We start from the raw sequence: 13,222 nt of genomic DNA, 5'->3' as shown, positions 1-13,222 counted from the left end.
AAGTGAAGGTAAAGAATGTTGAAGGGTGCAATCTAAATTTTCAGATAAAGTCATAAAAAAATGAGCGTATTTACATACACTCATTTTTACTACATTTTACTAATATTTGCTTAACTGACTGGCATTACTTATCAATAAGGGCTTTTAAATTTCTTATTTATTGTATTTAGAAATGATATTTCACTAAAGCACTCACGTTATTTTCATCCGCATCCGCAATACCGTATTTGTTATTCCAAACCGAATGCTCAATACCGAGATATAAATTGATATCAGGAGAAATATGCTTACCGACATTCCATTTCCACTGAGTCGTCCAGTTCATCTCGCTCGCATGATCATCTTCAGCAGTTGACCAGTCCAGGAAGCCATCTACCAGGAATTCTTCAGTACCCAATTTAAATGGCACACCATAGGTCAAGGTGAGCTGATAGTCGTCTTCCATATTTTCGTTATTTACACGATAAAGATTCACGCTGGCATAATTGAATTTTGGAATAGCCAGGTCGAAACCTACGCCGTACAGGAAGTTATCAAAACCTTCACCACCTTCCCAAGTCGTTGCTACCAGAACATCTTTCACTGGACCAAATGCCAGCTTTTGACCTGAAACTTCACCCAGACTTAAACGTGGTGAAAATTCAAAATAGCTTGATTTAATATCGTCAGAACCACGCATACGGTCAATGAAAAAGAAGACATCTGCATATTTAACTTTTGCAGCGTATTCAACAGTTAGGGTTGCCTGTTTTTCATCTACAACTTCATAGTTTTCCCCATAAAGCCCAGTAACGCTAAAATCCTGCCAGACTGGTTTTGCCTGTGCAGATGCTGCACCCCATGCAAGTAATGTTGCAGCAGCAACTTGAGTAAATTTCATAAATAAGGTTCCCCAATGGAATTAAAAATCTCATTCTGGATTAAGCAAGAACAAAGCCAACTTTTTTAATTTTTGATAAAAAAGCCCATGCCTGGCATGGGCATATGGAGGAAATCATACTTTAATGCAGCGTTTCTGCAATCTTTTCCGGAACCTCTGTTTTCGACTTGAACATTTGCAGATGATTAAACAGAATGTTTAAAAGGATCGCCATTAAACAGGTTGAACTGATGCCAGAATGAAATAGGGTTTGAAACCATTTTGGAAAATTAGCATAGAAAGAATAGTCAATAATCGGGATCATGCCGGCTGCAATTGAAGTTGCAACAATAATCAAATTCTTTTGCTCGTTATAATCAATTTTTGCCAGAGTTCGGATGCCGCTTGCAGCCACTGTACCAAATAGTACCAATCCTGCACCACCAAGTACCGGAACCGGAATTGCGGCGATTAGTCGGCCCATAATTGGAAGTAATCCCAAAACCACTAAAATCATACCGCCAGCAGCGACCACAAAACGGCTTTTAATCCCGGTAATGGCTACCAGCCCGACGTTCTGTGCAAAAGCACTTTGCATGAATGAACCAAAAATCGGTGCAACTGCACTTGAGAACATATCTGCACGCAGACCATTGGAAATACGTTCTGAATCTACTTTGGTTCCAACAATTTCACCTACAGCAATAATATCAGCTGTTGTTTCAGTCATAATCACCAGCGTCACGATCAGCATGGAAATGATTGCACTGAGTTCAAAAGTTGGCATGCCGAAAGCAAAGAAACTCGGAAATTGTACCCATGCACCATTGCCGACTTTACTAAAATCGCCAAAACCAAACAGATAAGCCAGCATTGAACCCAATACGATCGCTAATAAAATAGACAGGCGACGAATCGAGGCATTTCTGCTCAAATTTAGACAGATCACAATAGCCAAGGTCATCACGGCCAGACTGATATTTTCTACACTTCCCCATTCAGGTGCATTTTTATTGCCTCCCATCATCCAGCGAAAGGCTACAGGTAAAAGTGATAAACCAATAATGGTAATCACACAGCCGGTCACGACTGGCGGGAAAAAGCGGATAATTCTAGAAAAATAAGGTGCAAGGAAGAAACCAATTAATGAAGCTATGATGACTGCACCATAAACGGCTGATAAGCCGCCACCTGTAGTTACAATCGCCACCATCGTCGCCACACCCGCAAAGGAAACCCCTTGTACCAGTGGCAATTTAGCCCCGATATATTTCACTCCAATGGTTTGTAAAATCGTAGCCAGACCGCCAACAAACAATGCAGCCGCAATCAATAAACCGATTTGTGTAGCTTCCAAACCTGCGGCAGTACCCACAATGAGTGGTGGTGCGATAATACCACCGTACATGGTCAATACATGTTGCAAGCCATAGGCTGCACTTTTGCCTGCGCCCAGATATTCATGTTCTGGTGAAATGTTTGTGCTTTGTTCTGCCATTCTTTTTCTCTCCCTGAAAGCTTGAATAAAAAAATCAGCTTCCGCGATATGTGGAGTACGCGAATGGGCTGATCAGTAAAGGAATATGAAAGTGCTGAGAGGCATCTTTCACCTGAAAATGAATGACTGCTTTAGGAAAGAAAGTTTCTAGACCTAAGCCTTCAAAATAATCAGAAGTAGCAAATTCAAGACTGTATTTACCTTCCTCAAATTCGGTTAAACCAAAATCTGTGACTCGACCATCTGCATTGGTAAATGCTTTTCCGAGTAATTCACCTTCTTCATCAAAGAGTTTGATTAAAACATGTGCTGCAGGTTTGCCGAGATGCGTATCTAAGATATGAGTGCTGATCATGCTTGCAGCTCCTGTGACAGTCTTAATAAAGCGATTTCCGCCAGTTGCGTATGAACAATACCTTTTTCAGTTTCCGGATCATTAGCTAAACGATCTTTCAAGGCATTCAGCACTTCTTGGCTATTTAGACCAGCCGCTTTAATCAGGAAGATATAACCGTATTTTTTTTCATAAGCGATATTGCCTTCTAGCAAAGCTTGCTGAGTTGCTTCGTCCTGAGTTATCGCAGCCTGTTCACGATTGGAAAAGTTTTTTTCAACTTCGCTTAATTCAGCCTGTGCCTTTTTTTCACCAATACGTGGATGATTATCCAAAGCTGCTTTGATTTCGTCCCAGGTCCAGGTTGCAGCCTGTTGTCTGGCTATATTCAATATATCTTCAACAGATGCATAAGGACGCTTTGCTTCAATCTGGGTCGACCAGCTCGGTATTTGCACACAGTGCTTTAAAAACGTAATGGCCTCTTCTGGAGATGCCTGATTAAATTCAACGAGTTGCACTATTAAATCGCCTGATGATATTCATTTTTTGTTCAGTACAGGTTTTGCAATAACAGTGCCAAATCTTTTTGATCTTGTATTTTTATATAATATATAAAGCAGAAAAGAGAACTCAAGGTTCTCTTTTTTAATATATTTTTCTCATTTTGGTGCGTGATATTTATACCAATGCGTTGCAATATCACCCCGTCGGCAAATCCAGACTTTTTTATGACCTTGCACATAATCGAGGAACTTTTGTAGGGCTTTAAAGCGTCCTGGCCGCCCTAAAATACGACAATGCATCCCGATCGATAGCATTTTTGGTTCAGTTTCACCTTCAGCATAGAGCACATCGAAGGCATCTTTTAAATATTGATAGAATTGTTCCCCACTATTAAAGCCGCCCGGTGAACTAAATTTCATATCATTGCTTTCTAAAGTATAGGGGATGATCAAATGATGGCGTGTTTCACCTGCCTGATTGGTCAATGTGCTCCAGAATGGCAAGTCATCTCCATAGTTGTCGCAGTCATATTGAATCTGAGAAAATTCAGCCAGTAATTGACGGGTATTTGGACTATCCCGACCGGTATACCAGCCAATCGGTGCTTTGCCGAACAAGGTTTCCAGTACGCTAATTGCCTGATCCATATACTGGCGTTCAAGCTCAATTGGCATATCCTGATAATGCACCCAGCGCTGACCATGTGACACTACATCATAATTGGTTTCTTTAATCGCTTCGACTATATAAGGATTACGGATTAAAGCCATCCCAACCCCAAAAATGGTCATCGGTAGATTACGCTTTTTAAACTCGTTATGAATACGCCAGAAGCCAGCACGTGAGCCATATTCGTACATGGAATCCATCGACATATGTTTGTCTGGAAAGCTGGCTGCACCAATAATGTCAGATAGAAATTGTTCTGAACCGGCATCCCCATGTTCAACGTGGTTTTCACCACCTTCTTCATAATTCAGTACAAACTGAACTGCGACACGGGCCTGATTAGGCCATTCTACTTTTGGTACATCGCCATGATAGCCAATCAAGTCACGTGAATAAGGCCGGTTTCGAATTTGATCTATGAGTTCTTGTCCGCGTAGATAGGTACTGGTCACGTTTAATCCCTGATGTGTTATATCAAACAGTAAAATTGAATAAGCGTGACAAGCAATTTATGCGCCAAAAAGGTTTATTTAATTTCTTCTAAATTCACCTATTAGTTTTGCCAACTGTTCCATACCATCAAATGTAGTTGGAATCTTATCGTCAGATGAGACAAGTGGAGAAAAAATAATATTCTCAAATTTTTCAAAACCTACTGAATTTTTCTTATGTAATGTCTCTGAATCCTCAGCATAATTATGAATAAACTGGCATAACGCCATACGGAGTTCAAGTTGCATCATTTGAGATTGAATAGCACGTTTATCCTGAAGAGAGATTTTTAGTAAATATAAAGTTATTAAAATCAGAGTAATAAATGGAATTGAAACTAACCACATATTAGAAGGTATTTTTCCTTCAAAATAGAAGAAAGCTGCAACCAGGGCTACAAACTCAGCAAAAGGGATTGTGAACATTGTTGTTGCAACGAATCCGTATGTATTTTTTGCTGCTTTTAATTCATCCTTTTTTTGTTCGTAAAGCTGCTGAAATCCTTTATTTAAACCTAAAAAGTCATATGTTAATTTAGTTTCTGCTAATTTTTGCTCCAATTGAAAAACTGTATTTTTCTTAATTTCAAATGACTTTTCCCATTTTTCTAACAACTCACTTGCTTGTTTTAAATTGCTATTTAATTCAGTTAAATTTTTAATTTTACTTGAATGAAATAACTCTTTAAAAATTTGAAATGGTAAATCTCTTTCCGCAAATTTTACATATCTACCGAATTTGGGATGTTTTAAATATTTTTCACTTACAAAGGTGCTAACGCTAGATACTTCTATGGATATAGAACCATTTACTCCGCCTAAGATAAATGTAAGCTCAGAAAAATAAATATTGATGAGATTCAAACTCAGTTCAAATAGATAAAGGAGATCGCTATCTTGCTTAGTGTCTTTATAAACCTTAAGTGCTTTACCAATTTCTGATACGAAATTTGATACTGGTTGTTTTCTACTATATTCAATTATTTTATCGAATTCACTAAGATCAGTATTTATATTTAATACCTGCGCAGCAGACAAAAAGTGGATAGCTATATTTACAATTTCATTAGAATTATTTTCAGTTTCTATTATCTTCTTTGCAATTAATTCGACCTGTTCAAAGGTGGACTTAAATTCCTGACTTTCGAATTTAAAAGTCATCTTCACCCTCATGATATAGTAGTAAAGATGACATCTTGATCTATTTATTCAGTTAAAACAAGAAATAACGTTGAGCCATTGGCAACACTTCCGCTGGCTCACAAGTCAAATGCACACCATCGGCACGAACCTCATAAGTTTCTGGATGCACTTCCATGACAGGACAGTAACTATTATGTTTCATATCCTGTTTAGTGACCTGGCGTGTCGCTTTACATGGTGAAATCAACTTTTTCAGACCTAATTTTTCATGTACGCCATTCTCAATTGCAACTTGTGACAGGAACGTAATACAGGTGTTATGCACACCTCGCGGATAAGCCCCAAACATCGGACGGTAATGCACTGGCTGTGGCGTTGGAATAGAAGCATTAATATCACCCATTGGTGCTGCTGCAATCATGCCACCTTTAATAATCATGGATGGTTTCACCCCAAAGAATGCAGGTTTCCACAGTACCAGATCGGCTAACTTACCTTCTTCAACAGAGCCGATTTCATGGCTTAAACCGTGAGTAATTGCAGGATTAATCGTATATTTGGCGATATAACGTTTGACCCGGTTATTGTCCCTATAGGCTGTATCACCTTCCAAAGGCCCACGTTGCACTTTCATTTTATGCGCCGTCTGCCAAGTCCGTAAAATTACTTCACCCACACGACCCATCGCCTGAGAGTCTGATGACATCATGGCAATCGCACCCATATCCTGCAATATATCTTCTGCAGCAATGGTTTCGCGTCGGATACGGCTTTCTGCAAAGGCCACATCTTCTGCAATCGCTGGATCTAAATGGTGACAGACCATCAACATGTCTAAATGTTCATCGATGGTATTGACGGTATATGGACGAGTTGGATTAGTTGAAGATGGCAATACATTCGGTTGACCAATGGCTTTTAGAATGTCCGGTGCATGTCCGCCACCTGCACCTTCAGTATGATAAGTATGAATGGTTCGATTTTTAAAAGCTGCTAAAGTTTCTTCTAGAAAGCCACTTTCGTTTAGTGTGTCAGTGTGAATCGCGACCTGCACATCGTACTGGTCGGCCACAGTCAGACAGTTATCAATCGCTGCTGGTGTCGAGCCCCAATCTTCATGCAATTTTAAACCCACTACACCAGCTTTAATTTGTTCTGCAATTGGCTCTGGCTGGCTCAAGTTACCTTTACCCAATAAACCAATATTCATTGGTAAATCATCAATCGCTTGTAGCATTGTGGCAATATGCCAAGGCCCTGGAGTCACGGTTGTCGCAGAAGTTCCAGCTGCCGGACCTGTACCGCCGCCGACCATCGTGGTTGTGCCAGACATCAGTGCCGTTTCAACTTGCTGCGGACAGATCCAGTGAATATGGGTATCAATTCCGCCAGCTGTTAATATTTGTCCTTCACCAGCAATGACCTCAGTTGCAGCACCCAATGGAATAGTGATATTCGGCTGAATATCCGGATTACCGGCTTTACCAATTTTCCAGATTCGACCATTTTTTAGGCCTACATCCGCCTTTACAATACCCCACCAGTCAACAATCAGCGCATTTGTAATGACAGTGTCAGCCACTTCAGATGACAAAAGTTGTGATTGACCCATACCATCACGAATGACCTTGCCGCCACCAAATTTAACTTCTTCACCATAAGTGGTGAAATCCTGTTCGACTTCAATGAATAATTCAGTATCAGCTAGACGAACACGATCTCCTACAGTCGGTCCAAACATTTCGGCATAAGCACGACGTGACATTTTCATGATTTATAAACCTTTATAATTCTGCTGCAATTTTTATGAATCGAGCTTGCCCATGATTCGCCCGGCGAAACCGTAAACCTCACGTTTACCTGCTAGTGCAACCAATTCCACATCACGTTTTTGCCCTGGCTCAAAACGAATCGCCGTACCGGCAGCAATATTTAAGCGAAAGCCTTTGGCCAGCTCACGATCAAATTGCAAGGCATCATTGGCTTCAGCAAAGTGAAAGTGTGATCCGACCTGAATCGGTCGATCACCAATATTAGCAACAGTTACCTTCAAAACTTCCCGACCGACATTCATTTCAATATCGCTCTCAGGCGTAAAAATTTCTCCTGGAATCATATGCTGCTCCTATACGATCGGTTGATGGACAGTGACTAGCTTTGATCCATATCGCTCTCAGGCGTAAAAATTTCTCCTGGAATCATATGCTGCTCCTATACGATCGGTTGATGGACAGTGACTAGCTTTGATCCATCTGGAAAGGTTGCCTCGACCTGCACTTCTGCAATCATTTCCGGAATGCCTTCCATGACATCATCACGTGTCAATAAGGTCGTACCGTAATGCATTAATTCACTGACCGTCATGCCATCACGCGCACCTTCAAGCAATGCCGCAGAAATATAGGCAATGGCTTCTGGATAATTCAGTTTTAAACCACGCGCTTTACGACGCTCTGCCACCAGACTCGCAGTAAAAATCAGCAGTTTATCTTTTTCTGTAGGGTTGAGTTCCATAACTGGTTCCTCATTGATATATATGTATTTCTAAGCAAAATATGTGCAAGATTCGATATTTGGTGTTCTCTCTCCCTTTGGGAGGGAGTTAGAGGAAGGGTTTTAATAAATGTTTAATCACCTCTCCCTAACCCTCTCCTATAAGGAGAGGGAATTAAAGGATTACGTCCGCCAAATCCTCGGAAATGCCTCATCCAGACCGAACCAGTAACGTCTTAATCGAGCGCGAATTGCAGCAAAACCATCATGGCATTGACGGACATCATCTCCCAGAAAACGTGCACTAATTACATCGCCAAGCAAAGTCAAGGTAATCGGTACATCCATCCGCATAATAAGCTCACGAATTAAATCGAGATGCTGTTCCAGATAAAAACTCGCGCGATATTTTTCAGGCGGTACAGCCCAGAAGCTGCCCATCACCGCATGTCCATTCATACCTAGACATGAACTGAGCCAGCGGTCATTGCCCTTAAAATTCAAGGTGTCTGCAACCAGCAATTTGTCTTTGCGCCAAAGCTGAAACCGGTTTTGATAAGCTCCCTGTGCAAACTGCTCATCTCGTGCCTGACGGCCGATCACCAACATATCCCAACCAATAAAACTGGCTGCTGCATCTAAGTGGACGATTGTTTCGGAACTGGCATTAGCCCCATCAAATAGCATAGTTTCTTGAGGTAGCCATTCAAAAATGGCATTGTCATTTAAACGGATATGAATGTGCTGAAAAGCCTGCTTGCCATTGGTTCTGTACCATTTACCCGCACCCGGTGTAGTCACCAAGGCATGGGCATTGGCATCCACCTGCATATCAAAAGTGAGATGATCTCCACCGGCGATCCCTGCTGGCGGATGCACGATAATGGCATGGCAAATCCCATTGGCTTCTGGCCATAACATTTTCTGGATGCGTACCGGTCCATGATGCCTGCGATGTTGCAAAATGGTTCGTGCAGTCTGTTGCTGTGCCTGAAATCCCATTTCCAGACGTGCATACCATAAGTTCTGCTGCGTGCTTTTTTCTGCCAGTTCGTACATCAACAAATCAATCCAATATCATCTGAAAATGATTTTCCAGGCATTAAGCCAGGCCAATGACAGCAACAACTGCAGCTAGACCACCAACGATCTGCTTGCCATAAGGCATATATTTTTTCACGAATGCACCTAGAGCCAAGCCTGCACCATAAATCAAAGCCATTGCTGAAACCATACCGACAATTAATAGCGATACATGTCCACCTTGACCCAGTTCACTTCCATGCGCTACGCCGTGGAAGCTGGCCAATAAGATTGCAGCGACAGGCAAAACCTTATTCGATTTAGTCCATAGCGCAACAGCTAAAATAACCAGTGAAGCGATGATGCCTGACTCAGCCAGTGAAGTTGAAAGCAGACCCTTGCTACCGAGCACAAAGCCTGCAACCATCGCTACTGCAAGACCGATGAGACCCGTGATTTTCCAGCGCTGATTTGTAGTCCACATCAATACACCAAAAGCAATTGCCATCATCAGGTGATCTAAACCGGTAAAAGGATGGACAAAGCCAGACCAGAATCCATTGTGATGGTCATGTCCCGCGTGAGCCATTGCCAACATAGGTAAAGCAGCAATACCTGCGACCAGTAACTGTTTGAATAGACGCATGATGAATTTCCCCTTAAGACTTAAATAAACCTTGTTTTTCGATAAAGCTGATAATCTCGTTCAAGCCATCTTGTGTTTTCATATTAGAAAATAAAAATGGTTTATCGCCACGCATCCGCTTCGCGTCCTGATCCATCACCTCCAGGCTGGCACCGACCATTGGCGCCAAATCTGTTTTATTGATAATCAGCAAATCCGACTTTGTAATTCCAGGACCACCTTTACGTGGAATTTTCTCGCCACCGGCAACATCGATCACGTATAAAGTGAGATCAGATAATTCCGGGCTAAAGGTTGCCGCAAGGTTATCGCCACCACTTTCAATAATGATCAGCTCCAGCCCATCAAACTTTTCACACAAATCATCAATCGCAGCTAGGTTAATGGACGCATCTTCACGAATCGCAGTATGTGGGCAACCACCTGTTTCTACACCCACGATACGGTCTGGCGACATCGCTTCATGACGGGTTAAAAAGTTCGAGTCTTCTTTGGTGTAGATGTCATTGGTCACCACTGCCATATTGTATTTTTCACGCAGTGCAAGACATAAATTCAGGGTTAAAGCCGTTTTACCTGATCCAACCGGACCACCAATTCCAACGCGTAATGGACTACGTTCTGACATGTTGATTTCCTTTTTTACAATTTCTTGGCACCAGTTTTAATGATGCTTTTCAATCTTTTTACTGCTGCTCTGGTCTGAAGATTACGACCGAAATAAGCGTGAATACTGGGTTTCATGCGACATGCTCAACATGGCATATTGCGGTAATGCGCTGCTGATTTCATAATCGTTCAAAGCTAATGCAGCCTGTACAGCTTCAGGAATTTCCTGATGTAATTGCCAAATAATCCGCTGCCCGCTCATTTGCCCGAGTGGAATGGTTTTTACTGCTGCCAGCACCTGATTTTCCAAAACCGTAAAGCTATAAGCAGTTAATACATCGGCAAGATCTAAACCCAGCTCACCACATAAATGTGCGTACACCGGCACAAACCCTAATTGCTTTTTTACGCTCGGCGGCTGTTTTAAAACATCCCTAATCCATGCATTCAAGGAAAATGCCAACTGCTGAGATTCAGCCAGTAATTCTTTGGATTCTCGGCTGGCCCGATAGAGTTCTGCCCAATACTGAAACTGTTCTGCATCATCAAAAGTCTCTACCAGACGCTTGAGTACTGGAAGCTCAAAACGCACCAGCAGCATTTCCAATACTTCTTGGAAATAGCTCACACAAGAGGCTTCATCATGCACCATGCCTTTTTCGATAGCGCTTTCCACCCCTTGTGAATAACAGTACGCTCCAATCGGCAACGCCGTTGAAGATAGAGTCAGCAAGCTGAGCAGCTGAGACGCATTAGTGATGGACATGATGTAACGCCTTGATTGGGCTTAAACGGTGGTCATGCTGATGCTGTGCATAAGCCCCACTTTCAGGTTCAAATGGGTGCATGACTTCCTGAACTTCAAGGCCTAAACCTTGTACCATTTCAGCCAGTACATGATCTGGTTCAAAGTACAATGCAGTAGGTGTGAGCATTAGAGGAACATGACGATTCCCCAGATGATAGGCTGCTTTTAATAAGTCAAAGCTATTGTCCGTAGTCACCTGAATCAATTTTTCAGGCTTCGCATCGACCCGAAGAATGTCGCCCTGTTCAGTTGCTATAAAAGAACCACTACGCAAAATTCCTGTACGTGGTAAATCTGCACCAATATCGACACCATTTTTTAAAGTTGCACGAAAACGGCTCTTTTGTCGTGTATCGAATGTGAGTTCAAGAGACTCAAAATCACTTTCTGGTGCAATGTTTTCCAAACGTTGCGTATAAATTTTCATAACTACCCTACTGATGCTGATAAATCCTGTATTTGTTCCAAATTGAAACCAAATAATTTTTAGCATTTAAAATTTGCATCAAAATAAAGCAGTTATCGTGCCAACTTGGTTTTTTAAAGATTCTAAAATTGAATGAAAGATAAAATCTCAAATTTTTTTGTTGAGCTAATACGTAAGTTAAATTATTTTCTTGATTCAAAAATTTAAGCTAATATCTCTACAATGATTAAATAAGAATATGAGAAATAAATGGCAAAATTTTTAAACACAAGCGGAACAAATTTCTTTCTAGAAGAACTTATTAAAAATGCCAAAGAGCGTTTAATTTTAATTAGTCCATATTTGCGTCTCAATGATCGTATTAAAGAGCTATTGGAAGACAAAGATCGGCTAAAAATTGATATCCGTATTGTTTACGGTAAAAGTGATCTGCATCCTGATGAAATTAAATGGATGCAAAAACTGGATTATGTGCGTCTAAGTTTTTGTAAAAATCTACATGCAAAATGCTATTTGAATGAATCAGAGTGCATCATTTCAAGCTTGAATCTCTATGAATTTAGCCAAGTGAATAACAATGAAATGGGGATTCTAATCCGCAAGTACGAAGATAATGATGTATTTAAAGAAGCTTATGAAGAAGCACAACGGATTATTCGAATTAGTGATGAAGTCCGTATTACTTTAGATGAGGTAAAAGCAGAGACCATCCCAACTGAAGAGAATAAATCAGAAGAAAATACAGCGTTCACGAAGCTGACCACAGCGAAGCTTGCAGCAAAACTAGGCTTAAAAACAGCAGACACTTTTGAGAAATTGATTGCCAAAGGTTATCTAACACTCAATGAAAATGGAAAGCATTTTTTAACAGATGAAGGTAAATCTGCAGGTGGAGAATTCCGAACTGGACAATATGGCATGTATTTTTTATGGAGTGAGAATACAGAGATTTAATTATATTTATAAATCCCTCCAAACCTCCCTTTGTAAAAGGGAGGCTTTAAAAGCAGTATGACTAAATTGCTACCAGATCCCGAATACCTTTTTCCGGCATTTCGCTTCCAATACCTTGAGCAATCACTTGCCCACGTGCCATGACGGTATAACCATCTGCCAGTTCTTCAGCAAAGTCATAGAACTGTTCCACCAGAACAATTGCCATTTCACCGCCATCAGCCAGCTTACGAATTACCCGACCAATATCTTTAATGATAGATGGCTGAATCCCCTCAGTCGGTTCATCCAAAATGAGCACACGCGGTTCAGATGCCAATGCGCGAGCAATCGCCAGTTGTTGTTGCTGGCCACCGGATAAGTCACCGCCGCGTCGATACTTCATTTCTTCTAATACCGGAAAAATCTCATAAAGATGTTCCGGAACTTTACGGGTTTTGGCTCCTTTAAATTTCGCCATGCCAATCAAAATATTTTCTTCTACTGTTAGGGTTGAAAAGATATCTCGTCCTTGTGGCACATAAGCCAAACCTGCCCGTACTCGCTGTTCAGGACTCAGTTTGGCAATATCTTTGCCATCTAAAAGGATCTGACCTGATTTGATGGGCAATATCCCCATCAGACATTTCAGTAATGTCGTTTTACCAACACCGTTACGACCCAAAACCACTGAGCACTCACCGACAGGCGCATTGAAAGACACATCACGTAAAATGTGACTACCGCCATAAAACTGATTTACATCTTTAACTTCTAACATC

At 41.2% G+C, this 13,222-nt stretch carries 16 protein-coding genes; 1 reads left to right on the top strand and 15 read right to left on the bottom strand.

The features are described from left to right. Positions 1 to 166: 166 nt before the first annotated feature. The 14 genes from FTV14_RS07515 to ureE form a co-directional block, all read right to left on the bottom strand. A complete protein-coding gene (locus tag FTV14_RS07515) occupies positions 167 to 880 on the bottom strand; it encodes an outer membrane protein OmpK (protein ID WP_180053675.1) in 714 nt (237 codons plus the stop codon). Between the two features lie 121 nt (positions 881 to 1,001). Further along, a complete protein-coding gene (locus tag FTV14_RS07510; RefSeq protein WP_180053674.1) occupies positions 1,002 to 2,357 on the bottom strand; it encodes a nucleobase:cation symporter-2 family protein in 1,356 nt (451 codons plus the stop codon). A 34-nt stretch (positions 2,358 to 2,391) separates the two neighbouring features. After that, a complete protein-coding gene (gene uraH, locus FTV14_RS07505) occupies positions 2,392 to 2,712 on the bottom strand; it encodes a hydroxyisourate hydrolase (protein WP_005235589.1) in 321 nt (106 codons plus the stop codon). Then, positions 2,709 to 3,212, bottom strand: a complete 504-nt coding sequence (uraD, locus tag FTV14_RS07500; protein ID WP_175967567.1) for a 2-oxo-4-hydroxy-4-carboxy-5-ureidoimidazoline decarboxylase — start codon at positions 3,210 to 3,212, stop codon at positions 2,709 to 2,711. The genes uraH and uraD overlap by 4 nt, the downstream gene beginning before the upstream one ends. Positions 3,213 to 3,353: 141 nt before the next feature. Then, on the bottom strand, positions 3,354 to 4,319 hold the full coding sequence (gene puuE, locus FTV14_RS07495; protein WP_180053673.1) for an allantoinase PuuE: 966 nt from the start codon (positions 4,317 to 4,319) through the stop codon (positions 3,354 to 3,356). A gap of 78 nt (positions 4,320 to 4,397) precedes the next feature. Beyond that, positions 4,398 to 5,519 (bottom strand): hypothetical protein, encoded by a 1,122-nt coding sequence (locus tag FTV14_RS16015; protein WP_180053672.1) that lies wholly within the window; start codon positions 5,517 to 5,519, stop codon positions 4,398 to 4,400. A 52-nt stretch (positions 5,520 to 5,571) separates the two neighbouring features. Then, positions 5,572 to 7,272 (bottom strand): urease subunit alpha, encoded by a 1,701-nt coding sequence (ureC, locus tag FTV14_RS07485; RefSeq protein ID WP_180053671.1) that lies wholly within the window; start codon positions 7,270 to 7,272, stop codon positions 5,572 to 5,574. 33 nt (positions 7,273 to 7,305) lie between these two features. Continuing rightward, positions 7,306 to 7,617, bottom strand: coding sequence for an urease subunit beta (locus FTV14_RS07480; RefSeq protein ID WP_005235571.1), 312 nt, complete (start codon positions 7,615 to 7,617; stop codon positions 7,306 to 7,308). A 95-nt stretch (positions 7,618 to 7,712) separates the two neighbouring features. Beyond that, complete coding sequence (gene ureA, locus FTV14_RS07475) at positions 7,713 to 8,015, bottom strand: urease subunit gamma (protein WP_180053670.1); 303 nt, start codon at positions 8,013 to 8,015, stop codon at positions 7,713 to 7,715. A 162-nt stretch (positions 8,016 to 8,177) separates the two neighbouring features. Beyond that, positions 8,178 to 9,053, bottom strand: coding sequence for an urease accessory protein UreD (locus FTV14_RS07470; RefSeq protein ID WP_180053669.1), 876 nt, complete (start codon positions 9,051 to 9,053; stop codon positions 8,178 to 8,180). A 43-nt stretch (positions 9,054 to 9,096) separates the two neighbouring features. Continuing rightward, positions 9,097 to 9,663, bottom strand: a complete 567-nt coding sequence (locus FTV14_RS07465) for a HupE/UreJ family protein (RefSeq protein WP_180053668.1) — start codon at positions 9,661 to 9,663, stop codon at positions 9,097 to 9,099. Positions 9,664 to 9,676: 13 nt separating this feature from the next. Next, on the bottom strand, positions 9,677 to 10,291 hold the full coding sequence (gene ureG / locus FTV14_RS07460) for an urease accessory protein UreG (protein WP_004785864.1): 615 nt from the start codon (positions 10,289 to 10,291) through the stop codon (positions 9,677 to 9,679). A gap of 81 nt (positions 10,292 to 10,372) precedes the next feature. Next, complete coding sequence (locus FTV14_RS07455) at positions 10,373 to 11,038, bottom strand: urease accessory protein UreF (protein WP_179992536.1); 666 nt, start codon at positions 11,036 to 11,038, stop codon at positions 10,373 to 10,375. Then, positions 11,025 to 11,507 carry an urease accessory protein UreE gene (ureE, locus tag FTV14_RS07450; RefSeq protein ID WP_180018266.1) on the bottom strand — a complete coding sequence of 161 codons (483 nt, stop codon included), beginning with the start codon at positions 11,505 to 11,507 and terminating at the stop codon, positions 11,025 to 11,027. Before ureE ends, FTV14_RS07455 begins: the two co-directional genes overlap by 14 nt. A 249-nt stretch (positions 11,508 to 11,756) precedes the next feature. Between ureE and FTV14_RS07445 the strand changes: the two genes are divergently transcribed. Next, positions 11,757 to 12,461 carry a phospholipase D family protein gene (locus FTV14_RS07445; protein WP_004785869.1) on the top strand — a complete coding sequence of 235 codons (705 nt, stop codon included), beginning with the start codon at positions 11,757 to 11,759 and terminating at the stop codon, positions 12,459 to 12,461. 61 nt (positions 12,462 to 12,522) lie between these two features. Here the strand turns inward: FTV14_RS07445 and urtE are convergent, their stop codons facing one another. Further along, positions 12,523 to 13,221: an urea ABC transporter ATP-binding subunit UrtE gene (urtE, locus tag FTV14_RS07440; RefSeq protein WP_034705325.1), complete on the bottom strand. Its 699-nt coding sequence runs from the start codon at positions 13,219 to 13,221 to the stop codon at positions 12,523 to 12,525. Between the last annotated feature and the right edge of the window lies 1 nt (position 13,222).

The sequence above is a fragment of the Acinetobacter sp. YH12236 genome (assembly GCF_013417645.1).
Lineage (GTDB): Bacteria > Pseudomonadota > Gammaproteobacteria > Pseudomonadales > Moraxellaceae > Acinetobacter.
Note: the sequence above shows the minus strand (reverse complement) of the source record. Positions and strands in the feature narration are given on the sequence as shown.

Coding starts and splice junctions, on each gene's coding strand:
- FTV14_RS07455 (WP_179992536.1), bottom strand. CDS start 11,038: ATGTCCATCACTAATGCGTCTCAGCTGCTCAGCTTGCTGACTCTATCT.
- FTV14_RS07510 (WP_180053674.1), bottom strand. CDS start 2,357: ATGGCAGAACAAAGCACAAACATTTCACCAGAACATGAATATCTGGGC.
- ureC (WP_180053671.1), bottom strand. CDS start 7,272: ATGAAAATGTCACGTCGTGCTTATGCCGAAATGTTTGGACCGACTGTA.
- FTV14_RS16015 (WP_180053672.1), bottom strand. CDS start 5,519: ATGACTTTTAAATTCGAAAGTCAGGAATTTAAGTCCACCTTTGAACAG.
- ureG (WP_004785864.1), bottom strand. CDS start 10,291: ATGTCAGAACGTAGTCCATTACGCGTTGGAATTGGTGGTCCGGTTGGA.
- FTV14_RS07465 (WP_180053668.1), bottom strand. CDS start 9,663: ATGCGTCTATTCAAACAGTTACTGGTCGCAGGTATTGCTGCTTTACCT.
- FTV14_RS07515 (WP_180053675.1), bottom strand. CDS start 880: ATGAAATTTACTCAAGTTGCTGCTGCAACATTACTTGCATGGGGTGCA.
- FTV14_RS07445 (WP_004785869.1), top strand. CDS start 11,757: ATGGCAAAATTTTTAAACACAAGCGGAACAAATTTCTTTCTAGAAGAA.
- ureA (WP_180053670.1), bottom strand. CDS start 8,015: ATGGAACTCAACCCTACAGAAAAAGATAAACTGCTGATTTTTACTGCG.
- FTV14_RS07480 (WP_005235571.1), bottom strand. CDS start 7,617: ATGATTCCAGGAGAAATTTTTACGCCTGAGAGCGATATTGAAATGAAT.
- ureE (WP_180018266.1), bottom strand. CDS start 11,507: ATGAAAATTTATACGCAACGTTTGGAAAACATTGCACCAGAAAGTGAT.
- urtE (WP_034705325.1), bottom strand. CDS start 13,221: ATGTTAGAAGTTAAAGATGTAAATCAGTTTTATGGCGGTAGTCACATT.
- FTV14_RS07470 (WP_180053669.1), bottom strand. CDS start 9,053: ATGTACGAACTGGCAGAAAAAAGCACGCAGCAGAACTTATGGTATGCA.
- uraH (WP_005235589.1), bottom strand. CDS start 2,712: ATGATCAGCACTCATATCTTAGATACGCATCTCGGCAAACCTGCAGCA.